A 22,619-nucleotide genomic window follows, 5' to 3' on the forward strand; every position below is an offset into this window, starting at 1 on the left:
GTGGAACAAGCACAACTGGATGAGTATTTGGACCGGTTTCAGTTGACGGACGTCTTTGCCGGTGGATTACGGGATCATTTACAACCGGTCGCCTTTCAAGCCGGAGACTGGCTGTGCCGTCAAGGGGATGCGGCGGACCGGATGTACTTGCTACTTGAGGGAAAACTGAAAATTACCCATATGTCAGCGACGGGGAAACGGCTTGTCTTATCGTTTAAACATCCGTTTGATCTGGTCGGCGATATCGAATACGTCCGCCGGACCCCGTTGATGAATACGGTCGAAGCGGTCACACCGGTCAAAGCCGTCAGCATCTCCTATACAGCACTTGAGCAAAAGGGTGCTGACAATCCGGCATTTCTCCGGTTTTTACTCGAGACGATTACGATGAAGTTTGAGCTGAAATCACACTCGATGAGCTTTAATCTGTTGTATCCGGTTGAGGTCCGGCTCGCCAGTTATCTCTTGTCGATGACACCGGAAACACCGACCTTACCGGTCAGTGATCTGGTTGATGCGGCGGACCTGATCGGAACAAGTTACCGTCACCTGAATCGTGTTCTGCGTCAGTTCAGTCAGGATAATCTGATCGAACGGACGAATCGGACGATTACGATTATCGACCGGGAGGGTTTGACGGAACGAGTCGGCGAAAGTATTTATGAGTGAGGAGGAGAAAAGATGACACTTGGAATTGTCCTCGCCTTATTCGGCGGGATGATGGTCTGTATTCAAAATACGTTTAATGCCAAAGTCAAGGAGCGGGTCGGAGCATGGGCGACGACGACGCTTGTCCTCGGACTCGGATTCCTCGCGTCCTTGACGATCGGATTGATTGTTGAAGGTGGCGATCTCTTCTCCATGAGTGGGATGCAACCGTGGTTTTGGTTCAGCGGGATTATCGGCGTCGGTGTCGTTCTGTGTGTGACCCAAGGGGTGCAACAGCTCGGGCCGAGTTACGCGATCTCGATCGTCATGGTTTCGCAAATTCTGTTTGCGTTGCTGTGGGATACGCTCGGCTGGTTCGGACTCGATCAAGTGGCGTTCACATGGACGAAAGCCGTTGGGGTAGTTCTGATTGGCGGCGGTGTTTTATTGTTCCAACTGGGCGGCAAATTAACCGAACGACGGATGTTACGAAAAGGAGCCTGATTTATGAATTACACGACACTATTATTTGATATCGATCATACCTTGCTTGATTTTGATGCGACGGAACGTGCTGCATTACGACAGTTGTTTGAAGACGAACAGCTTGAGTGGACGGACGAGCGGGAAGCCCGGTACCGGACCATTAACCAATCTTTATGGAAAGCGCTCGAACGGGGGGAAGTGACACGGGATGAAGTGATTACGTCACGATTCGTGACGTTTTTTGCCGAACAGGGCCGGACGGTCGACGGCAGCCGGATGGATACACGCTACCGCACCTATTTAAGTCAGGGAACGGAATTGATCGAAGGAGCAATCGAACTTCTCGATGCGCTGAAAGGAAAGTATCAGCTGTACGTCGTAACGAACGGTGTCGCAGCGACGCAACGGGCACGGCTGACGGGATCCGGTCTGGCTCCTTATTTTGACGGAATTTTTGTCTCGGAAGAAACCGGCTATCAAAAACCGATGGCAGCCTTTTTTGACTACGTATTTGACCGGATTCCAAACGTGACACGCGACCGGACATTAATCATTGGTGACTCCTTGACCGCTGATATCCAGGGAGGCATCACGGCAGGTATCGCGACGTGCTGGTTCAATCCTGCGCGTGCTGCGGCGTCGGCGGAACTGACGCCGACTTATACGATCGAGCAGCTTGATGAGCTTGTGACACTACTTGAAACAAAGGAGGAAGTCCGATGAGAGCAGCGTTGATTGGTGCCGGTTTCCATGCCCGGACGAATCTGTTTCCGGCGATGAAGGAAGCAGATTTTGAAATCGTTGCAGTGACGACACGAAGTCTCGAAAGTGCGGAACGGGCATTACGTGATCTTGGCAGTACAGGCCGCGCCTATACCGATTATACGGAGATGCTCACACAGGAACAGGTGGAGGCGGTCATCATTTGTCTCCAACCGGCGGATCAGATTGAGGTCGTCCGCTCGTGTCTCGCAGCGGGTTGTGCTGTGTATGTCGAAAAGCCGCTTGGTCTGTCGGTCGGACAGGCAGAAGAGCTGGCGGGACTCGTGACGAATCAGGTGACAAGCGTCGGCTTCATGAAACGCTATGCACCGGTTTATACGAAACTGAAGCAAGTGCTTGTCCAAAACACATACGGCAATCTTCGTTCATTCGAATTACGTTTTGCCTGTGATGCGTCCGGGTTCTGTCACGATCGGACCGACTTCTTGTCACTGGCAGCGATTCATCAACTCGATTTGATTCGTTTCCTGGCGGGAGAGGTCGAGGAAATTACGGGTATGTCGCTTGAAACGGACGAGGAGCTGCACCTTCAGTTGTCACTCCGGATGAAGAATGGAGCTGTCGGACAGGTCACCTTGATCAATGCTCCGCTTTATACAGGAGAAGTCGAGGAGCTGACCCTGCGCTTTGAACAGGCCGTATGCCGAGTCGAGGAGATGGAACGTTTAATCATCGAGGAAAAACAGGAGCCGACGTCCTGGCAGGAACTCAACGCACGGCAAATGTATTACCGCTCGCCGATGTCGACGATGTCCGGCGGGATGAAAGACTTATACATGCGCGGATTTGTCGGTGAGATGCAACATTTCAAGGCTGCTGTTGAAGGCGGAGACGCATCCCGCTCCGATTTTCAGGATAACGTCAAGACGATGCAGTTGATTCAAGATATCCTCGATACCGTCCGATAAAGAATAAGAACTAGGATAGAATGCATTCATTCTGGTGACCGTTTCGGCAAAGAGATGGCGGTCCGGTATACGTTTTAAATCAAAAGATCTTAGCCTCGCTAAGGTCTTTTTTAGTGGAATGGATATTTTTTGAAACTTTTTAAACGACCGAGTGCTCTAATGAGTAAAAGGAGGGGACGGAATTGGACTTACGAACGGAGCATACGGAGCTTGTCCGGCGCGCCATTAAGCAGGACGAGGCAGCATTTGAACAATTGATTCTCCTACATAGTGAACAGCTCTACCGGACGGCCTACGTCTATGTCAAAAACGAACAGGATGCGCTCGATGTCGTTCAGGAGACGGTCTATAAAGCGTTCATTTCTATCGGACAAGTCAAGGAACCCAAATACTTCGTGACCTGGCTGACGAAAATTCTGATTCGGAACTGTTACCGTGTCCTGAATCAACAGACCGTGGTAGCGGATCTGATTGAACAGATTCCGATGAAAGAATCTTCGCGGGAAGAACATCTGGACTTGATTGACGCGTTGTCGCACCTGCGAAAAGAATACCGGGATGTTTTAGTACTCTTTTATTTTCACGATGTCCCGATGAAGGAGATTGCTTCTTTTATTGGTATCACCTTGAATACGGTCAAGACATACCTGAGACGTGGACGAGAAGAATTAAAAAAACAGTTGGGGGGACTCGATTATGTCGAAGCACGATCTTCAAAATGACTATAACCAGATTCCTGTGCCGCAGGCCGCCTTACAGGAGCGGATTCGGCAGGGAATAAAGCAGGGGAAGCGCGAGCAACAAATCAAACGGCCGAAACGTCTGCGACGTCTGATTGTCTCGACAGGACTTGCAGCGTCAATCTTGATCACATCAACGTTCGTCATCCCGTCCTTTGCGACGGCGATGGCAAAAGTTCCATTACTCGGACAAATCTATCGACCGTTTGCTGAACAGGAAAACACTGGTACCGCAATTGGTCAAAAACAGCTCGCGACCAAAATCAATCAAGTCGCAAGTGATCAGGGAATTGAGATTCAGGTCATCGATGCGTATTACGACGGAGCAACGATTGGGATGAACCTGACAGCAACCGGGGTCCCGGATGTGAAGCCAGAAATTCGGTCAGGGCTATATGAACTGTTTAAAGGAGATCAACGTTTTGCCGGGACGGAGACGAAAGAAGTGGTTCAGTTCAAGCAGGTCAAAGGGATATGGCAAGCACGAATTGAATATACACTCGGTGAAATTAAACTGCAGGATAAAATCCAGATTCCGGTCGTGTTGACGGACGTATTTGGCGTCAATGGAAACTGGGCGTTTAACGTACCGGTTAAGCGGCTTCCTGTCAAAGAACAAGTCTATGGCACAACGGTCAAAAATCCAACCTATCAAACGGAAGTCACATTGGATAAGTTGATTCAGGGCAAAGGCAGCACCTCGTTCGACTATATAACACGCTCGCCGAAAAAAGAACGTGCCCGTGTCGAGCTGACGTTGCTTGATTCATCCGGCAAGGAAATCATTCACAACTGGACAAAGTCGACCCAGTCCGTCAAACGGACGAAAACTGGAACGGAAGCCATCGAGCAGTCGCGGTTAATCCTCGGGAACTATGTCATCCCAAAAGGGAACTATCTGTTGCAGCCTTCTTTGCGAATTGATTTAAAGACACAACCGATTCCGCTAACCGAGCCGTTGCCATACCGCGAGCAGTCGGAAACACATCCGCTCAAGATGGAAATCACATCGATTGAGACGACATCCGAGCAAGTCGTCGTTGAATTTTCGACGAATTCCCGCTCGTCCCAATTTGATACGAAGCTTGATATCCGTAACTCTATGCGGTTGCTTGAAGGAACAGAACCACCGGACGGTCGGGAAATCAAGCCGAAAGTCACGGTCTTTGATGCCGACAAACAGACGTTCCGGTCGACGTTCCGCTTGCCGGAACCATCCGAACACACGCGGGAAGAATATTATCTCGAAACCGGCTACAGCAATACCCTCGTTAATACACCACTTGAATTACGCCCGATTCCGTTTACGGTTAACTAACAGGAAAACCGGACCGGATGTCGAACTCCAAACGGATGACGATTGAACAAGGAGTGGGAGAGAATGAATTTACGGGCAATGACCGCAGCCGATTATCCGGAAGTCGGTCGGATTTACGAACAGGGAATAAAGACACAAAATGCGACGTTTCGAACGGAAGTACCGTCGTTTGATTACTGGGATGCCCATCACCACAAGCACAGTCGGCTGGTGGCGGAAGAAGACGGAAAGGTGCTTGGGTGGGTTGCTATCAGTCCGTTTTCATCGATTCCCGCCTATCAGGGGGTGGCGGAAGTCAGTCTTTATATCGATGAAGGTGCTCGCGGCAAAGGCGTCGGTACTGCATTGATGCAAGCTCTCATCGAAGCGAGTGAAGCAGCCGGCATCTGGACGCTGCATTCGCAAATCTTTCCGGAAAACACGGCTAGTCTGAAACTCCATCAACGGTTTGGTTTCCGGGAAGTCGGCCGGCGGGAACGGATCGGACAATTGGCCGGCGTCTGGCGGGATACGATTTTACTGGAGCGCAGAAGTCGGATCTAACAGCAGTTGTAAAAAGGGAAGGCGGATGTCAAATCCGTCTTCCCTTTTCGTTCATCAGTTTTGTTTTGTCAGAACGAATGCAAAAACCTGTTCACCTTTTTTTACGGTCACGTTTTCGGGCCCCTGAATATCATTAAACGGATTCGACGAGACGCTTCCGCTTTCGGACAACTGACGGAGAAACAGGACGTTGTAGTCCGACAGCGTAAACTCACTTGACGGATTTTGTGTGCTGACGGCATCCGGTTTAATCTTTAAGTCTTCATGTGCCCGGAAACTGCTTTCTTCCAAATTGGCACCGAAGCGGACCGATTTGCTTGAGGAAGATTGGACGATTCGTAATGTCGAGTCATAGGTTTCAGCGGGAATTTCCATCGAAAAAAGCGTCCGTTCTTTATGATTGGGTAAGTATTCGACGCCTTTCAGAAGATATGGTTTCTTGAGTTTACCTTTTAAGTGAAATGCCGCAATATCCTGACCATTGATGGTAGCAAAGGCTTGTTCACCGGCTTTTAGTTTGAGCGGTGTCACGGTCACCGTTTCTTTTTGAGGTGCGAGGCAACCGCTGAGAGAGAAAGCAGCCAACAGGCAGATGATCCAAAATTTTCTCATGGAAAAAACATCCTTTCTTAAAGGATTACGGTAACAAACAAAAAACGTCTTGTCGAGACACAAGACGCCGAAATCCTTATTTCTGATTCGATAGGACGATACCGAAGATCCGCTCACCTTTTTTGAGCGGTACGTCAGCCGGACGTGTCACTTCGTTTAAGTTAAAGCCGCGGATTCCGTTCTTTGTTGTCATATGATAAACCATCAGCAGGTTGTAAGGTGTAGCGGCAGAAGCACGCGAGCGGAAATCGGCTCCCCGGATCATGTAGTCATCCAGATGCTTGAAGGAATCGTCTCCTTGCACCGTTGTATCATCCACGTCCAAACCAAGATGAATTTTATCGTCCGAGAACGATTGACTGAAGCGGACTTGTGTATCGTATTTTTTAGGTTCGAGTTCGAGCGTAAAAAGGGTGCGTTCTTTTTTGTTCGGCAGATATTCGACTCCCTTAAGCCAGTGTGTAGTCTTTAACGTGCCCTTTAATTTAACGCTGCCGATTTGCTGATTACCGAGCGCCGCAAATTTTTCTTCGCCTTCCGTAATCTTTACGGGAGAAATGTTCAGGTTCGATGTATAGGCGGTTGATGCTGCTTTTTTCGTAGCCGGTTCCTGTGCCTGTTCTTGGTTACAGCCGGTCAAGACAAGAGCAGCAAGTGGTATGTAGAGCCATTTTTTCATAAAAAGCACCTCGTTTCAATTTTTGGTAACATTATCCATAATTAATCGTATCGCTTTTGTTGGATGATTTCAATGGAGAACGGGAAAAGACCGGGAGCAGGTATATTCAGGAGGGATAATCATGGACGATTTTTTTGGAGAAGGTCTTGAGACCAACGAACAGAAACGGAAACGAAAACTTGAAGAAGTATTTGACCAGTCGTTTGAGTCGGAACGGCGCGACTTTAATCAATCACTCGAACAGGAAGTAACCGTCGCCTTGATCGGAGACGTCAACGCGGGTAAATCTTCTACATTAAATGCGATTCTCGGTCGGGAAGTAGCGACCGTCGGGGCAAAGCCGGGGGAAACGACACGGATCGATCAAATCCGGCAACATCCGGAAGACAAGGTCGTTTTCGTTGATACACCGGGATTAAATGATGCAAACAGCCTGAACTCGGATACGACGTGGAAGTTTTATCAAAGTGCCGATGTTATTCTTTATTTCTTAAACGCCGCCGGGACCGTCTTATCGGAAACGGAGACCAAAAACTTCAAGAAGATTTATGCCCATAATAAAAACATCGTCATCGTCGTCACGAAAATCGATGCGACGAATGACCTCGCGACGATTCTGTCCCATATCGAGTTGCAGCTGCCGGGTCCGAAAGTCGTACCGGTCTCAGCACTGGACGGAACGAATATTGACCGCTTGCGGCGTGAGGTGCTCGACATCTTAAAAAAGTTCAACAAGGATAATCTGTTTGTTCGCGAGATCGATCCGGCGTTGCGGGGGAAAATTGCGAACAACTGGATTGTCGGAGCAGGGACGGCCGCCGGGGCAATCGGAGCGGTGCCATTTCCGGGAGCTGACATCATTCCGTTGACATCGATTCAAATCGGACTGATGCTGAAACTGTCGAACTTGTACGAGCGGAATCTGTCGAAGGAAAGTGCGAAGGAATTGCTGGTCGTGACGATTGTCGGGAACTCCGGCAAAACAGCATTCCGGCAACTGGCGAAGATGGTTCCGGGATACGGAGCGGTCATCGGAGCCGGCGTCGCTTCAACGGCAACACTCGCCCTCGGATACGGGACGAAATACGCTTACGAAAATAAATTGGAACTGACACCGGAAAGTCTGATGGGTTTCATTAAAAAATTCCGTAAGAAATCAGATGGAGCAAAATGACAGACGGATTTTCGAGTCCCTGTTATGCTGTAAGACAAACATAAGGGGGGGATAGATCATGTCTACATTGTTAGAAGAAATTCAAGCCTATCAGAAACAATTCCGTCAAAAAGCACCGGAAGAAAAACAACGGTTGATGGCACAAGCGACAGCGGAGCTTGCCGCATCAGACGGAGCAAAAGGATTAACCGTCGGAGACGAGGCACCGCGTTTCACATTACCGAACGCATCCGGTCAATCCGTTTCTCTTGAAAAACTGTTGCAGAACGGTCCCGTCATCGTGACGTTTTATCGCGGCGGCTGGTGCCCGTATTGTAATTTGGAGCTCCGGGCCTACCAACGGGAATTAGAAAAAATTGAGGCAAAAGGAGCGACGCTTGTGGCGATCAGTCCGGAAACACCGGATCACTCGCTCTCGACGCAGGAAAAAAACGACCTGGCATTTCAGGTGTTGAGTGATGTCGATAACGTCGTCGCCCGTCAGTTCGATTTGGTGTTCGATATGCCCGATTATTTAATTGACGTGTACAAAACATCCGGACTCGATGTTGCCGGACATAACGGCAATGAAGACTGGCAGTTGCCGAAACCGGCGACGTTCATCATTCAGCCGTCTGGAAAAATTTCATTTGCCGACGTCCCGGATGATTATACGAAACGGACGGATCCGACAGCAGTGATTAAGTTGCTCTGATGTCAGAGTTGTGTGCGTAACCATTCGCGAAAGTGTGGTTCCAGATCGTGATGATGTTTCGTTGTCGAGAATTGATGAGCAGCATAACGTAACATCTGATACGTTGTCTGGTCGAGCAGACAAGAACGCATTTCTGCAGCTAAACCGCCGGGGTGATTGATTTTAGCCAGATAACCGGTCATGCCGTACTGAACGGCGTCACAGAGACCCGGTGTCTCATAGACGATTGCCGGTGTGCCGACACGAGCCGCTTCATAGACGATCATTCCCCAGTTATCTTCGCGGGACGGAACGAGCAGGGCGGTTGCCCGGCTGATATACCGGTTGCGCGCGGCCGGTTCCATATCACCGAGATAATGGAGATACGCCCGCATCGTTTCAGGAATCGATGAGTCGAACCGGGTCGGACAATGTCCGATGATCCAGAGTTGAACCTCCGGGAACTCCTGGTAAACGGCAATGAAAGCTTGGCAGGCATCAAATAATTCTTTTGGTTGAGAAGGACGGCTGACGTAAACAAACGTCGGCCGTTTTTCTTTTTCGAGCCGTGCCGACTCAGGGGACAGTAAATCCAGTCCTTCCGGAAGACGGACGAACGGTTGGTCTGTTTGTGCGCTCTCTGCCGTCAGAACGGAGGGGTGGAATACAAAGCTGGTCTGAGAAGGGGATGCCATCGGATATTTTGATGAACGGGTCAGAAATCGCGCATGTGGAACGGGACCCCATTGAAACAGGTATTCAAGAAACGGAAGATTGGCTAAAAAAACAAATGCCTCAGGACGAGACCGGATCTGACAGAAGACATGCCACAAAAAACTGCCAGACGTTCCACGTCGAATATATGTCACGCCGTCGATTGACTCGACGTCACGCCCGCCAAAAAATGCCGGGGTCAGACAGGTAACGTCATATTCATCCGTCATCCGCTTAAAAAGTTCATGTAAGAGGTAATCTGAAAAATCAGCATCCGGATTCTGAACATCAGAGGAAGTTAGAAACAGTAAAGATTTACGCATTTGACTCGTCCCCTTTACTGAATTTCTTTTGTATGTCTATTCGAGACAGGTAGAAAGAACTCCTCGAAAGAATCAAAAAAAGTTCCTCCTGATGGGGAGGAACGTTATTTCAACGGGTCATATGTTGTGTTAATTCATCGACGAGGTATTCGAGCGACGCCGTCATCGTACTGAGAGATTCTGTCATGGACTCAAATTCGTGTTGAACGGTTGTTTGTTGTTCAAGTGAGACGGCCGTCGATTCAATGCCGTGACGGACTTCGAGCGAAGCCGTTCGGGTCGTTTCCATCCTTTGTTCGATGTCGAGCATTTGAACACCGACACCGTGCCGAGCTGTTTGAATCGAGCCGATACTCTGTTCGACCTCTTGAACGAGATGGGTGATATCGGAAAAAGTCTGACGGACACGGCTGGTCATCTCCTGGTTTTCAGCCAATGTTTTCGTGTAACCGGCAGCTGTCGTCTTGATTTGGTCGGTATCGGCAATCAGGGCCTGTAAGACTTCCGTCACTTCATTCGCGTAACTCCGGGACTGGACGGCGAGGTGCCCGACTTCCGTTGCGACGACCGCAAATCCGCGTCCGGCATCACCGGCGCGCGCTGCTTCAATCGCCGCATTCAGCGCCAACAGATTGGTCTGTCCGGCGATTGCTTCCAGACTGGCGAGGATTTTTTGGATTTTATCGGACCGGCTGGCCATGGCCGTGACCGAAGTATGCAGACCATTCGTCGATTCGACCATCTCTTCGACGCGGCGATCCATCAGGTTCATCTCCTCGTTTCCGGTCAACGCGCGTTTCGTCATATGTTCCGTCGTCGTGACGGTCTGTGCCATTTTCGATTGGATCGATGCGATGGATGCATTGACCTGATGCAGTTGATCCGTTCCTTGTTGCATCGATTGATGCTGACCGTCAGCGGACTGGATGATCGGGGAAATTGCCGTCGCGATCTGATTCGTTGCTTCGACGGACTGGACAGCTGCTTGTTGCAGGTGTTTTGTATTCGTTTTTAAATTGCCGACCAGCGCTTCGATTTGCTGACTGACGTTCGTCATCAAGGTCGTCGCTTCCGCTTCACGTTGTAAAGAGGTGAATCGCTCCTGATTTTGAACGACAATCTGAATGATCAAAGCCACACTCGTCAAAATCAAGAAGACCGCATGAATCATCAGGATGCTGAACGGATACCCGGTTGTTCCGCAAATCAGGGACGGGGCAAAAAAGAAGCCGGCGAAATGTTGGACGGCAAACAGGATAGTGCTGACGAGAATCAAGTCAATCCGGCGGAAATAAGCAATCAGAGCGAGAACCATGAAAATCGAGAAATGATACTCGACCAGTCCGTTCCCGCCGGCGACGATCGACATACTGGAAAACGTTAACGTCAACGTCAAAAGAAGGGCAACGGATGGACTGTTTGGCCGAATCCGGTAAAGACCGGCAGAAGCGATCCAGCAGACGAACGGTAATAAAGCAATCCAGACAAGTACCGTCGGTGAAGCGGCTGCCACGTTTCCGTGAATGATTTGGTAACCTTGTGCAAAGTTAGTGAACCGGTGCAAACCATGGACAATTAACGATAAACAGACGACAAGAAAACTGATCCAAAGCATAAGCTGATTTTGACGTTTCATAAAATAAAATTCCCCCATTTTCTATTAAAAAGTGAAACAAATCACGAGTAAACATGTTAAACGTATACCACTATCGGTCGGGAAAATAAGATTGTTTAGCTTCAAGATACTTAAAATAAAATTAAATTTTAAAATAGGAAATCACGGCTAAACAGACACGATATGGGGTATAGAAGGGCATTGAGACTTGTAGGAGGAACTGTGATATGAAATGGAAAGGTAGAGAAAGAAGTTCGAACGTCGAAGATCGGCGGGGGATGGGTGGTAAAGGAGTGGCCGGGATCGGAGGCGGACTCGGGATCATCATTTTAATCGTCGTTACGTTGATGGGCGGGAATCCGGCCGATATCCTTGGAGGGCTGTCTGGTTCGCAGGGCGACAGCCAGGGCGAATATCAGGAAACGGCCAAGGAAAAAGAAGCAGCGGACTTTGTATCTGTCGTGTTGGCGGATACGGAAAAAGTCTGGACGAAGGAATTTAAACAGGACGGTATGACGTATAAAGAACCGACGCTTGTTTTATATACCGATCAAGTCAGTTCAGCGTGTGGACAAGCCGGAAAGTCGGTTGGACCGTTTTATTGTCCGGGTGATCAGAAATTATACATCGATCTTAGTTTTTATGATGAGTTACAAAATAAATACGGTGCACCGGGAGACTTCGCGATGGCATACGTCATTGCCCATGAAGTCGGACACCATGTTCAAACGTTGCTCGGGACATCTGACGAAATCATGCCGCTCCGCCAAAAGATGAGCGAAGAAAAGTTCAACAAGTATCTGGTCCGTTTTGAATTACAGGCGGATTATTATGCCGGTGTCTGGGCAAATCACGCACAAGGACAAAATTTGCTCGAAGAAGGCGATCTCGAAGAGGCACTCGGTGCGGCCAATGCGGTCGGTGATGATACACTTCAGAAAAAAGGCCAAGGGTATGTCGTACCGGAAAGCTTTACACACGGTACTTCGGCACAACGGGAACGGTGGTTCCAAAAAGGATTCGATAACGGAACGATCGAAGGCGGCGACACATTCAAAGCGAAAAATTTATAAGAAACGTCAAAAGGCACCACTTCATGACCGAAGTGATGCCTTTTTTCTATAGATTATCAGATTATCCATTGTACTGGTTAAACATCGCTGTATCATCGGGGACGTTGGCGAGATAAACAATCTTTCCGTCTGCATCAAGCCGGGCGATGTCCATGCCGTCCTGCGTGAAGACTGATCCGTCTGCCCGTTTGCCGCAAACGGCCCAGCGTGTTTCCATCGTATCGCCTGCTGCAGACGGGACCCAGCCGGCGTACATGTGTTTGATGTCCTGGTTAGCCGTAAAGACCATCCGGACAAACTGTTTCCAGGCTTCGATTCCGTGCTGTTCCTGTCCGTTTAAGACAAACGTAATCTCGTCCGAGAACAGGGAAATCAAGTCATCAAAAGCTTTTTCATCAGTCCGGGAAGCATCAAATAAATCAAAATAGCGGTCAAGTGTAGATATAGTCATGGTTCATTCTCCTTTTAGTTGCGAATCATTTTTTCTTCGATTAAGCTTTGCAGTTTTGTCAGATGGTCGGGCGGACAGTTCAAATAAATTTCACGGCGGATCGAATCGATCGTCTCGCGTTTAAGCGTCGACTGCCAGGATTGTTCCGCCTCTGTCATCAGATCGGACAACAGACAGATATTCTGATTTTGAATGCCCATCAAGTCTTCAAAGACGCCGCTTGAGGCATATAACGACTGTTTGCCTTCGATTGCTTCATAGATATCAAACACGCGAATCGTTTCCGGTGACGCTTTGAGCCGGAAGCCGCCTTTGGCACCGGGAACAGAAATCAGCAGATCGGCACTCACAAGTTTTCGGAGCAACTTTTGGAAGTAGGACGGCGAAGCCCCGAGCTGCTGACTGATGAATTCTCCCGGTAGAACACCTTTCTCCGGTAAAAACGTCAATAAGAGCATCGCGTACACCGATTGTTCGACACCTGTCTTCATTTGCATGAAATATTCTCCTTTCTGTATATCGTGGATAACTATTGTCTACAATACATCCGAATAAATGAATTGTCCAACAAAAGGTTCCTCACAAAACCGTCACACCTTTTCGACCGCATACCCGTGGCATCAACAGAATGGATTCGGTATACTGAGTGTACGATATGTGAAAATATTCACTAAAAGTCGTTCACACTTAGTGAAGGGACGTTTTCTTATGAATCCACTCAAAGGAATCATCACGATTCCGCGTACGATTTTTATACAACTGATGTTGGCCGCTGTCCTGATGGGCGTCGCCGTCATCGGTCAATCTTATCTGATCGTCATCATCGTCGACCGGATTTTTCTGCAGGGTGATCCGTTTGCTGCGGTTTTGCCGTTGCTAGGTGTCCTGTTATTGATGCTGATGCTCCGAGTCGGCGTCACGTACTGGAACGGCCGCCTCGGAACGAGTCTTGCGGCACGGGTCAAACAAGACTTACGCCAGGCGCTTGTCGCAAAATATACACGAAACTCCGTCGAATCGATGCTTGAAGGGCAATCGGGTCAAAAGGTCAGTATTCTGCTGGATTCCGTTGATGAGATGGACAGCTACTACAGCCAGTACCTGCCGAAAGTCATTCAGACATCAATCGTTCCGCTGATGGTCTTGATTGCCGCCTTCAGCTATGACTGGGTGACGGGACTCGTCATGATGATCACAGCGCCGTTCATTCCGTTGTTTTACATTGTCATCGGGATTATGACGCAAAAACGGGCTGATACGCAGCTCGAGAAAATGAATGCTTTTTCCGGAACATTCCTCGATACGTTACAGGGATTGACGACACTCAAGTTATTTGGGCGGGCGAAAGCGCAGCAGGATGTTATCGAGCGAAGCAGCCTCGACTTCCGGGATGCGACGCTTACCGTCTTAAAACTTGCCTTCTTGTCGTCGCTAATGCTTGAGTTTATCTCGATGCTCAGTATGGGGATGATTGCACTGGAAGTCAGCTTACGATTGATTTTATTCCAAAGCATCACCTTTGTACCGGCCTTCTTGATGTTGGTCCTGGCACCGGAATACTATCTGGCGTTAAAAGAGATGGGTGCCGCATTCCATACCGGTCGGGGCAGTGTCGCGGCCGCGAAACAGATTGCTGCCGAACTGACGGAAGACGACCGGAATGTCGCTTTCGGACAAACGGAACTGCCGGCGGCCCGTCCGCCGCGGATTGAACTGAAAGACGTCGCGTTTTCTTACCGGGATGCCCGGTTTGCGATGGAGCAGTTGAATTTGACGATTGAACCGTATCAAAAGGTGGCCTTGATCGGGCGTAGCGGTGCCGGGAAATCGACGGTCCTCCAATTGCTGGCGGGTCTTGCCGATCCGCAGGACGGACAGCTGTTGCTTGACGGTCAAAACCGTCAGACGGTTACGGAAACAAGTTGGTTCAGCCAGCTCAGCTACATCTCGCAACATCCGTATCTTTATGCCGGGACGCTGGCGGATAATATTGCCATTGGTGAATTGCGCGAAGCGTCGCGCGCTGCGATTGAACAGGCGGCATTGGACGCCGGTCTGACCGAATTGATCGCACAGTTGCCGAACGGACTCGATACGGTCATCGGAGAAGGCGGACGCGGCTTATCCGGTGGGGAAAAGCAGCGCGTGGCGCTGGCACGTGCCTTCCTGAAACGGCCGAACGTCATCTTGTTTGATGAACCGACGACCGGTCTTGACGTGAAGACGGAACGGGTGTTGCAGGAAGCGATGACTGTTCTCGGACGTGAAGCGACCGTCATCACGGTCGCCCACCGTCTGCATACGATTGAACAATCAGATCAAATCGTCGTGCTGGAAGCCGGAAGGATCGTCGACCGCGGAACACATGAAGAATTACTCGGACGTGAATCGGAATATGCGATGATGCGCGCCGTTCAACGAGGGGAGGAGACACGATGAAAGAGTTGATGGGAATTTTTCGTTTGATGCTGCACCAGAAACGGGACATCGTGCTCTCGATTATTTTTGGTGTATTGGCCGGCATCACGGCGGTCGGACTGTTTGCCGCGAGCGGCTTCCTGATTTCAAAAGCGGCCCTGCTGCCGCCGATTCAGACACTTGCCGTCCTGATTGCCCTACAGAAAATCTCCAGTCTGACACGGGCTGTCAGCCGGTACGCCGAACGGTATTACTCACACCGGGCGACGTTTACGATCCTCAGTGACTTGCGGACGACGTTTTATAAACGGCTTGAACCGCTCGCACCGGGTATCTTTGCCAAGTATCGGAGCGGAGACCTATTGGCCCGGATTGTCGGGGACGTCGAAAGTCTGCAAAATACGTTTTTACGCGTCGTCTATCCGCCGATTATCCTGGTGCTCGTTTTTCTATGTACAATCTTTTTTGTCAGTTTCTTTTCACTCAGTGTCGCGCTTGTCCTTGTGTTTGGTCTGATCTTAACGGGATTCGTCATTCCCGGCTGGTTTGCCTACCGGGAACAGCGGTTTGCCCGGTCCGTCCGGGCCCGACGCGGGGAACTGTCGACGGAAGTGACAGAACTGTTCCAAGGTTATCGCGACTTAAAGATCTATCAACAACTCGGCAATAAGGAAGCGGAACTGAATGCCGTCGCCGCACGCTACGTGGCGGAAGAAAAACGGAACGGACTGCATGCGGTCTCGAACCTTGCCTTGAATACACTGGCGACGTTGGTCATTTCCTGGTTTGTCCTCGGACTCGGGGCATATCTCGTCGCTGACGGACAACTCGACGGCGTTTTCCTCGCCTTGTTGGTCATGACCTCGTTGACGGTGTTTGAAAATGCCGCTCCGATGGCGATTTTACCCGGGTTCTTCGAAGACAGTCGTCATGCGGCACGCCGGCTGGATGATGTCGTCGAAGCGACGGCGGAACCGGAATATCGTCCGTTTGCATTGATGCAGGCTCCGGAAATCCGTGCGGAGCATGTCAGCTTTACGTTTCCCGGACAGGACCGTCCCGTCTTACGCGATGTCAGCGTGACGTTCCCTGCCGGCAGTAAAACGGCGATTGTCGGAGCAAGTGGTTCCGGAAAATCGACGCTGTTGCAACTGTTGTTGCGGATGTATCCGGCAGACGGAATCCGGATTGAAGGAACTCCAGGTAAAGAAATTAATCCGGAAGCGTTATGGCAACAGTCGAATGTCGTTCTGCAACAAAATCATTTCTTTTACGGGACGATTCGTGACAATTTGAAGCTCGCCAGCAGCGGGGCGACGGATGAACAAATGATCGAAGCACTGGAACACGTTGGTCTTTCGTTACTGGAGCTCGACGACCGGGTGCTTGAAAAAGGGGAAAACCTGTCCGGCGGTGAAAAGCAACGGCTGGCGATTGCCCGGATTTTCTTACGTCAGACGCCGCTCTATTTGCTCGATGAGCCGACCTCATCGGTCGATGCGTTGACGGAACAGATGATTTTACGCCACCTGTTTGCTCGTGCATCGGACGCAACGCTGTTGCTTGTCAGCCACCGGTTGGCCGGTCTTGAGTTGATGGATCAGATTGTCGTCATGGAGCAAGGGCAGGTCGTTGAAGTCGGAACGTATGCTGACTTAATGATCAAGCAAGGTGCCTTTTATGCCTTGAAACAAGTCGAACAATCCGTCTTTACACCGGATCAACTGGTCCGCTGAATTAAAAACAGCCACATCCAACGCTCTATCGGCGAAGGATGTGGCTGTTTTGATTGAACAGAATTCAAATGGACGGTTGATTGCAGGAATGGTAAAGTAAGGAAAAAAATAAAGGGGGAGCCGTGATGGAGATTCGCCGTTGCGAGACGCAACTGGAAGATCAAACGATTGCCTATAATCATTACTACTCCGATTCGGATGAGATCTGTTTTATGTTGTCCGGTGCCGGTTATGCCTATGATCATCCGTATTTTTACTTCAGCCGGATGATGTTATTAAAACGCGGGGTGAACGTGATTGAAATTCAATATGTCTCGAATGATTTGTTTAGTATGGCAGATGAGCAGGGCGACGCCGAGATGAGCCGGCGGATTGAAGCAGTCATCAGGGACGTGTTACGGGAACGGACATATCAAACGATTCACTTCATTGCCAAATCGCTTGGGACGGTGCCGCTGGTTTCAATGATGCACCGTGGGATGTTTCCGGAAGCGCGTGTCGTTCTGTTGACACCATTACTGAAAGATCCGGCCATCGTCGAAGCGATTGCGAACAGCCGGCATTACGGATTACTTGTCATCGGTGACCACGATCGTCAGTTCAGTCCGGAAGCGTTGGAACGGTGCGGTAACTCGAACCTTGTACTGGAACAAATCAAAGGTGCCAATCATTCACTCGATATCGATTTTGATGTCAAGTCGTCCCTGCAAGTACTCGGACAGATCATGCAACGCATTGAAGACGTATTGTTCCCCGTAACGGTCAAGGAAAACTGAAAACCGACAGAACATTCTCGGAAGAGCGTTCTGTCGGTTTTTTTTAATACGGTCGCATCAATGCACGGACCGGGCTGCCGTCACCGTCGACAAGCGGAAGCGGAACGGCATTGAGATGATAATCACCCGGAGTGATCGTATCGAGGACCAACCCTTCGAGTATGTGAACGCCATGGGCGGCGAGCGCGTGATGCGCCGCCATCTCTTTACTGTCGATTGCATCAACGGACGGTAAATCAAGTCCGATCAATTCAATCCCGAGTTCACCGAGGCGTTCGGCAAGACTTGGCGTCAGCACCGGGATTGTTTCCGGAAAGACGGACTTATCGACCCATCCGTCCGTTTTAATGATTAACCGGCGGACATCGGTTAAATCAAACGTCTCCAGATCACGTGCGACGAGTTCAGTCCGGCCGGGCAAGTAAATGACACGGGCATGACCGATATAAAGATCCGGATCCAAATCAATAACTTTTTGACCGGCGTCGTCAAAGTGAAACGGTGCATCGATATGGGTACCGGTATGCAGGCTCATCGTGACCTGCCCGACATTGACAGAGCCGGTATCGGCTTTACTCCAGTTGATCGTATAGTCAAATTTCGTATCGCCGGGCCATGTCGTAATCGACGAGGTTAACGGCTGTGAGACATCAATCCAACGGTTCATGCAAGATTCCCCCTCAAAGTTTTGTCCGGACCGACCACAGTTCCGGGAAGAACCGGTGATCGAGCACGCGGCGCAGATAACTGACGCCGGACGAACCGCCCGTTCCCGGTTTTTGACCGATGATCCGTTCGACGGTACTCATATGGTTAAAGCGCCACATCTGTTGCTGGCTGCCGATATCGAGCAGCTTTTCCCCGAGTTCATATAAATCCCAGTACTGTTCAACGTCCTGATAGACGATGGCCCAGGCCGCTTCGACACTCGCGTCGGCTTCCCAGTCTTGCGTGACATCCCGGTTGAGAACCGCCTCGTCAATCGGTAAGCCGCGCCGATGCATCGCCCGGACCGTTTCGTCATAGATACTTGGTGTCTCTAAGTCGTCGTTCAATTGAGCAAACAGCGCCGTTTCATGTTCGTAGACCCGTAACATCTGAGCATTTTTAAAGCCAAGCGAAAATTCGATTTGCCGGTTCTGATAAGACTGGAACCCGGAGGAATGTCCAAGCGAGTCCCGGAATTCGAGATATTCGGCCGGTGTCAGTGTCGACAGGACGCTCCACGACTGGATCAGCTGTTGTTGAATTTTTGAGACACGGGCGAGCATCTTAAACGACCGTTCGAGTTGATCATCGGCGATTGCCTGAATGGCAGCCGTCATCTCATGCAAAATCAGTTTCATCCAGAGTTCACTTGTTTGATGAATGACGATAAACAACATTTCGTCATGGTGATCCGATAACCGTTGTTGGCTCGTCAAAAGTGAGTCCAGCTGTAAATAATCCCCGTAAGACATGTCTTTTTTAAAGTCGGTTTGAATCGACTCCTCAATCTGTGTCGCGTCCGTCTGTTTCATGCCACTCGATCCCCTTTACGTCAAAGTGATTGTGAACGGTTTGTCTGATCCGCTTGCGGCGGATTATTTCGTTTCCAAAAAACATAGGCGATTGTCAGGAAAATCAACCATGGGATACCGAACTTCAGGACAATCTGGAAATCAGTAAACCAGGTCGTGATGACAAGCGCAAACAACAAGAGCGCACCGAGCGCCGTCAAATACGGATAACCCATCATCCGGACCGGCAGTTTTCGTCCGCCGTCCCGTTCCCAGGCTTTCCGGAAGTAGAGATGGGAAATGAAAATCATGAACCAGGTGAAGATGGCACCGAACATCGAAATCCCCATCATGAACGGATATGAGACACTCGATTGGCTGCTGATGACGGCAGCGAGGAAAATCCCGAGTGTCGAAACAGCCAGGGCAAACAGCGGTACGCCTTTCGCATTCAAGCGGCTGAATATCCGCGGGGCATAGGTAGCTTTCGACAACGAATACATCATCCGCGTCGAAGCATAGAGCTGGCTGTTCATCGCCGATAAGGCGGCCGTCAGGATGATGAAGTTCATGATGCCGGCTGCACCGGGAATCGACAACATTTCCATGACTTTCACGAACGGACTTTCATCGACACCGCCGGCCTGTTGCCACGGAACGATCATCAGCATCAAGGCAATCGTGATGACATAAAACGTCGACAGACGGAAGACGGTTGCCTTCAGTGCTTTCGGCACTGCGACATCCGGATCTTTTGCTTCACCGGCTGTCACGGCAATCAATTCGGTCCCGAGGAAACTGAACAATGAGATGAAGACGGCGATCCAGAGACCGGAGAATCCGAACGGCATGAAGCCGCCGTCATTCGTAAAGTTTTGCGGACCAATCTCCGGTGAGCTGCTGCCGAAGACTAAGTACGCGCCGAGAATCATGAACATCAGGATGGCACTGATTTTAATGACGGAGAACCAATATTCGAATGTCGCAAACGTATTGACGGTCGTGGCATTAATATAAATTAACGCCGCTGCGAAAACGAAAATCCAAATGTATCCGGGCACATCCGGGAACCAGTATTTCATGTAGATGGCAATGGCGCTGACTTCGACGCCGATCGCGAGGACATTCGCGACCCAGTAAGAATAACGGACGAGGAAACCGGCATAAGGACCGATGTACTTCTCCGCAATCGTTCCGAATGAGCCGGACGTCGGATGGGCAACGGTCATTTCCGCGAGACATCCCATCAACAGCAGGACGATGAACGCTCCGATGGCGTAACTGACAAGAACACTTGGTCCGGCCAGACTGATGGCGAGACCGCTTCCGAGGAAAAGTCCTGTTCCAATCGCACAGCCCATCGCAATCATCGTCAGTTGGCGTGTTTTTAAATCACGCCGTAATTCAGTAGGATGTTCTTTCATAATGCCTCCTTACGCGACGACTTCGCGTTCGTTCTTGAATTGTTCGTACTGTTTTTCATCCATGATTGTTTTCAAAATCGAAACGACTTCATAGACGTCTTCAAAACTATTATACAAGGCAACGGGTGCCAGGCGGACAATATTCGGTGCCCGGAAATCAGGAATGACGTGATGGGCTTTCAGCGCTTTGCAGATCCGCGCGGCTTCCGGATGTTCAAGACTCAGGTGGGCACCGCGTCGTTTCGCGTCACGCGGATTGCCGATGACGAAACCGTATGCTGTCAGTTCCTGATCGACAAGCGTCATCATGTAGTCGGTCAAGGCGAGGGATTTCGCCCGGACGGCATCGATGCCGACTTCTGCAAACAGTTCGAGCGCTCCGATTTGCGGTGCGAGGCTCAAGACGTGGGGTGTTCCGATCTGGAAGGCCGCCGCGTTTTCAGCCGGTGTCATCGTATGGTTCATGTCAAACTGCTTGTCTTTGCGGGAACCGAACCAACCGGTCAGACCGGGTAATGTACCGAAATGCCGTTCGTGGACGAACAGACCGCCGACCGTTCCCGGACCGCCGTTCAAGTGTTTGTAGTTGCACCAGTAAGCAAAGTCGACGCCCCAATCGTGAAACGCATGGGGAATCGCGCCGACGGAATGACACCCGTCAAAGCCGATCAGAATTCCGCGTGCGTGCGCTTCCCGGGTCAGCCATTCCATATCTAAAATCTGACCGCTCCGGTACAGGACGGTCGGCAGGACGATCAAGGCAATGTCATCCGTCATCGCAGCGATGATATCGGCTTCATCGAGAAACCGTCCGTCGCGGCTTTCGACCTGAACGAGATGTTCCGCCGGATCAAGTCCGCGCAACCGGAGTTGACTCTGGAGCGCATAAATATCGGACGGGAACGTCAAACTGTCGGCTAAAATCTTCGTCCGTGTTCCGCTTGGTGCAAAAAAGGTTGCGACGAGTTGATGCAGATTGACCGTCGTCGAACCAGTCACCATGACTTCGTCCGCACGGCCGCCGACGAGCGGGGCGTTTAAGGAAGCCAGTTTTTCCGACAGATCGAACCATGGATGCCGGCCCTTCATCCATCCGTCAATTCCGAGTTCCCGCCAATCGGCGAGCGATTCGAGTAACGTCGCTTCCGCCCGTTTCGACAACAGACCAAGCGAGTTGCCGTCCATATAAATCGAACCTTCCTGCAGATAAAATTCGTTCCGGTACGGAGCGAGTGCATCCTGTTGATCCTGTTCGATGGCGTGCTTGCGTGGTGCGGTCAATGTCATGTCCGTTCCTCCTTAAATGAATCAGTAATCAATTTTGAGAAAAGCGTAGCAAACAAATTGACACTGTGTCAATATTATCGGATAGAGAATCAGGAGAGGCGGTCGATGACGATGAAATCAGATGAATCCAAAGTGGACAAACGGCATTTGCGGACAGTCCGGACGCGGGAAAAGTTATTGGTCGCAGCCCGGCAAGTCTTTCTTGAAAATGACTTTCAGACGACGACGATTTCGCAAATCATCAAACGGGCGGGTGTCGGATATGGAACGGCATACGTTCACTTTGAAGGGAAAGATGAACTGCTGATTGTGTTGATGGAAGACGTGATGGACCGTTTCCACCAAGTGGCGGAACAGCCGTTTGAGCCGGGTACGGCTGAAGAGGCTCAAAAACAAATCGAGCAACAGGCAACGGCCTTTTTACAGTTGGCTGAGCAGGAGCGGGAGATGCTGCGGATCGTCGAGCAGGCGATTGGCATTTCCTATGTCATCCGGACGAAGTGGAAACAGATTCGCGAGCGGTTCATTGAACGGATCAGCCGCGATATCCGCTATGCGCAGAGGACCGGATTGGCACGTCCGGACTTAAATCCGGCACTGGTTGCCCGCGGCTGGTTTTTTGCCAATGAAATGTATCTGTTCGAAGTCGTCCGTGAAGAGACGACCGCGTCAATCGAAGAAATCGCCAAAACCTTAACCGCTGTGTATACGACCGGACTGTACGAACACGGTTAAAGAA

The 22,619-nt window shown here is 50.3% G+C and carries 24 protein-coding genes; 14 read left to right on the forward strand and 10 right to left on the reverse strand.

Annotation, left to right across the window (positions count from 1 at the left end; genetic code table 11):
- From R7V76_RS02725 to R7V76_RS02755, 7 genes are all read left to right on the forward strand, one after another.
- Positions 1–669 carry a Crp/Fnr family transcriptional regulator gene (locus R7V76_RS02725; RefSeq protein WP_318091190.1) on the forward strand — a complete coding sequence of 223 codons (669 nt, stop codon included), beginning with the start codon at positions 1–3 and terminating at the stop codon, positions 667–669.
- A gap of 12 nt (positions 670–681) precedes the next feature.
- Positions 682–1,152, forward strand: a complete 471-nt coding sequence (locus R7V76_RS02730) for a DMT family transporter (RefSeq protein WP_318091191.1) — start codon at positions 682–684, stop codon at positions 1,150–1,152.
- Between the two features lie 3 nt (positions 1,153–1,155).
- Entirely contained in the window at positions 1,156–1,857 is a 702-nt protein-coding gene (locus R7V76_RS02735) for a YjjG family noncanonical pyrimidine nucleotidase (RefSeq protein WP_318091192.1), read from the forward strand.
- Positions 1,854–2,825: a Gfo/Idh/MocA family protein gene (locus tag R7V76_RS02740; RefSeq protein ID WP_290829050.1), complete on the forward strand. Its 972-nt coding sequence runs from the start codon at positions 1,854–1,856 to the stop codon at positions 2,823–2,825. The genes R7V76_RS02735 and R7V76_RS02740 overlap by 4 nt, the downstream gene beginning before the upstream one ends.
- A gap of 182 nt (positions 2,826–3,007) precedes the next feature.
- On the forward strand, positions 3,008–3,547 hold the full coding sequence (locus R7V76_RS02745) for a sigma-70 family RNA polymerase sigma factor (RefSeq protein ID WP_318091193.1): 540 nt from the start codon (positions 3,008–3,010) through the stop codon (positions 3,545–3,547).
- Positions 3,522–4,883, forward strand: coding sequence for a DUF4179 domain-containing protein (locus tag R7V76_RS02750; RefSeq protein ID WP_318091194.1), 1,362 nt, complete (start codon positions 3,522–3,524; stop codon positions 4,881–4,883). Before R7V76_RS02745 ends, R7V76_RS02750 begins: the two co-directional genes overlap by 26 nt.
- 63 nt (positions 4,884–4,946) lie before the next feature.
- A complete protein-coding gene (locus R7V76_RS02755; RefSeq protein ID WP_290829055.1) occupies positions 4,947–5,426 on the forward strand; it encodes a GNAT family N-acetyltransferase in 480 nt (159 codons plus the stop codon).
- A gap of 54 nt (positions 5,427–5,480) precedes the next feature.
- On the opposite strand, the gene R7V76_RS02760 is transcribed toward R7V76_RS02755, so the two are convergent.
- On the reverse strand, positions 5,481–6,038 hold the full coding sequence (locus R7V76_RS02760; protein WP_290829057.1) for a hypothetical protein: 558 nt from the start codon (positions 6,036–6,038) through the stop codon (positions 5,481–5,483).
- A gap of 76 nt (positions 6,039–6,114) precedes the next feature.
- Positions 6,115–6,717, reverse strand: a complete 603-nt coding sequence (locus tag R7V76_RS02765) for a hypothetical protein (RefSeq protein WP_214766700.1) — start codon at positions 6,715–6,717, stop codon at positions 6,115–6,117.
- A gap of 121 nt (positions 6,718–6,838) precedes the next feature.
- On the opposite strand from R7V76_RS02765, the gene R7V76_RS02770 reads away from it, so the two are divergent.
- Together R7V76_RS02770 and R7V76_RS02775 are read left to right on the forward strand one after the other, a co-directional pair.
- On the forward strand, positions 6,839–7,891 hold the full coding sequence (locus tag R7V76_RS02770; RefSeq protein ID WP_012369081.1) for a YcjF family protein: 1,053 nt from the start codon (positions 6,839–6,841) through the stop codon (positions 7,889–7,891).
- A 58-nt stretch (positions 7,892–7,949) separates the two neighbouring features.
- Positions 7,950–8,585: a peroxiredoxin-like family protein gene (locus tag R7V76_RS02775; RefSeq protein WP_318091195.1), complete on the forward strand. Its 636-nt coding sequence runs from the start codon at positions 7,950–7,952 to the stop codon at positions 8,583–8,585.
- 2 nt (positions 8,586–8,587) lie between these two features.
- Here the strand turns inward: R7V76_RS02775 and R7V76_RS02780 are convergent, their stop codons facing one another.
- Positions 8,588–9,601 carry a glycosyltransferase family 4 protein gene (locus R7V76_RS02780; RefSeq protein ID WP_318091196.1) on the reverse strand — a complete coding sequence of 338 codons (1,014 nt, stop codon included), beginning with the start codon at positions 9,599–9,601 and terminating at the stop codon, positions 8,588–8,590.
- 109 nt (positions 9,602–9,710) lie between these two features.
- Positions 9,711–11,237: a methyl-accepting chemotaxis protein gene (locus R7V76_RS02785; protein ID WP_318091197.1), complete on the reverse strand. Its 1,527-nt coding sequence runs from the start codon at positions 11,235–11,237 to the stop codon at positions 9,711–9,713.
- Between the two features lie 206 nt (positions 11,238–11,443).
- On the opposite strand from R7V76_RS02785, the gene ypfJ reads away from it, so the two are divergent.
- On the forward strand, positions 11,444–12,289 hold the full coding sequence (gene ypfJ, locus R7V76_RS02790; protein ID WP_214766693.1) for a KPN_02809 family neutral zinc metallopeptidase: 846 nt from the start codon (positions 11,444–11,446) through the stop codon (positions 12,287–12,289).
- Positions 12,290–12,350: 61 nt separating this feature from the next.
- Here the strand turns inward: ypfJ and R7V76_RS02795 are convergent, their stop codons facing one another.
- The gene (locus R7V76_RS02795) at positions 12,351–12,740 is read right to left on the reverse strand and encodes a nuclear transport factor 2 family protein (RefSeq protein WP_318091198.1); all 390 of its coding nucleotides are present in this window, start codon (positions 12,738–12,740) and stop codon (positions 12,351–12,353) included.
- A gap of 14 nt (positions 12,741–12,754) precedes the next feature.
- Positions 12,755–13,237, reverse strand: coding sequence for an RrF2 family transcriptional regulator (locus R7V76_RS02800; RefSeq protein WP_214850473.1), 483 nt, complete (start codon positions 13,235–13,237; stop codon positions 12,755–12,757).
- A 211-nt stretch (positions 13,238–13,448) separates the two neighbouring features.
- Here R7V76_RS02800 and cydD point away from each other — a divergent pair, with 211 nt between their 5' ends.
- From cydD to R7V76_RS02815, 3 genes are all read left to right on the forward strand, one after another.
- Positions 13,449–15,179 carry a thiol reductant ABC exporter subunit CydD gene (cydD, locus tag R7V76_RS02805; protein ID WP_290829072.1) on the forward strand — a complete coding sequence of 577 codons (1,731 nt, stop codon included), beginning with the start codon at positions 13,449–13,451 and terminating at the stop codon, positions 15,177–15,179.
- Positions 15,176–16,894 carry a thiol reductant ABC exporter subunit CydC gene (gene cydC / locus R7V76_RS02810; RefSeq protein WP_290829074.1) on the forward strand — a complete coding sequence of 573 codons (1,719 nt, stop codon included), beginning with the start codon at positions 15,176–15,178 and terminating at the stop codon, positions 16,892–16,894. Before cydD ends, cydC begins: the two co-directional genes overlap by 4 nt.
- Positions 16,895–17,019: 125 nt before the next feature.
- A complete protein-coding gene (locus R7V76_RS02815; protein WP_318091199.1) occupies positions 17,020–17,670 on the forward strand; it encodes a cyclase in 651 nt (216 codons plus the stop codon).
- A 43-nt stretch (positions 17,671–17,713) separates the two neighbouring features.
- On the opposite strand, the gene kynB is transcribed toward R7V76_RS02815, so the two are convergent.
- The 4 genes from kynB to kynU are packed head-to-tail and all read right to left on the reverse strand — an operon-like array spanning position 17,714 to position 21,880.
- A complete protein-coding gene (gene kynB / locus R7V76_RS02820) occupies positions 17,714–18,337 on the reverse strand; it encodes an arylformamidase (protein ID WP_290829078.1) in 624 nt (207 codons plus the stop codon).
- A 13-nt stretch (positions 18,338–18,350) separates the two neighbouring features.
- Positions 18,351–19,190 carry a tryptophan 2,3-dioxygenase gene (kynA, locus tag R7V76_RS02825; RefSeq protein ID WP_290829080.1) on the reverse strand — a complete coding sequence of 280 codons (840 nt, stop codon included), beginning with the start codon at positions 19,188–19,190 and terminating at the stop codon, positions 18,351–18,353.
- Between the two features lie 20 nt (positions 19,191–19,210).
- Entirely contained in the window at positions 19,211–20,593 is a 1,383-nt protein-coding gene (locus tag R7V76_RS02830; protein ID WP_318091200.1) for an amino acid permease, read from the reverse strand.
- 9 nt (positions 20,594–20,602) lie between these two features.
- Entirely contained in the window at positions 20,603–21,880 is a 1,278-nt protein-coding gene (kynU, locus tag R7V76_RS02835; protein ID WP_318091201.1) for a kynureninase, read from the reverse strand.
- A 105-nt stretch (positions 21,881–21,985) separates the two neighbouring features.
- Between kynU and R7V76_RS02840 the strand changes: the two genes are divergently transcribed.
- The gene (locus R7V76_RS02840) at positions 21,986–22,615 is read left to right on the forward strand and encodes a TetR/AcrR family transcriptional regulator (protein ID WP_318091202.1); all 630 of its coding nucleotides are present in this window, start codon (positions 21,986–21,988) and stop codon (positions 22,613–22,615) included.
- Positions 22,616–22,619 lie beyond the last annotated feature (4 nt).

The organism is Exiguobacterium artemiae, from assembly GCF_033342815.1.
Classification (GTDB): domain Bacteria; phylum Bacillota; class Bacilli; order Exiguobacteriales; family Exiguobacteriaceae; genus Exiguobacterium_A; species Exiguobacterium_A artemiae_A.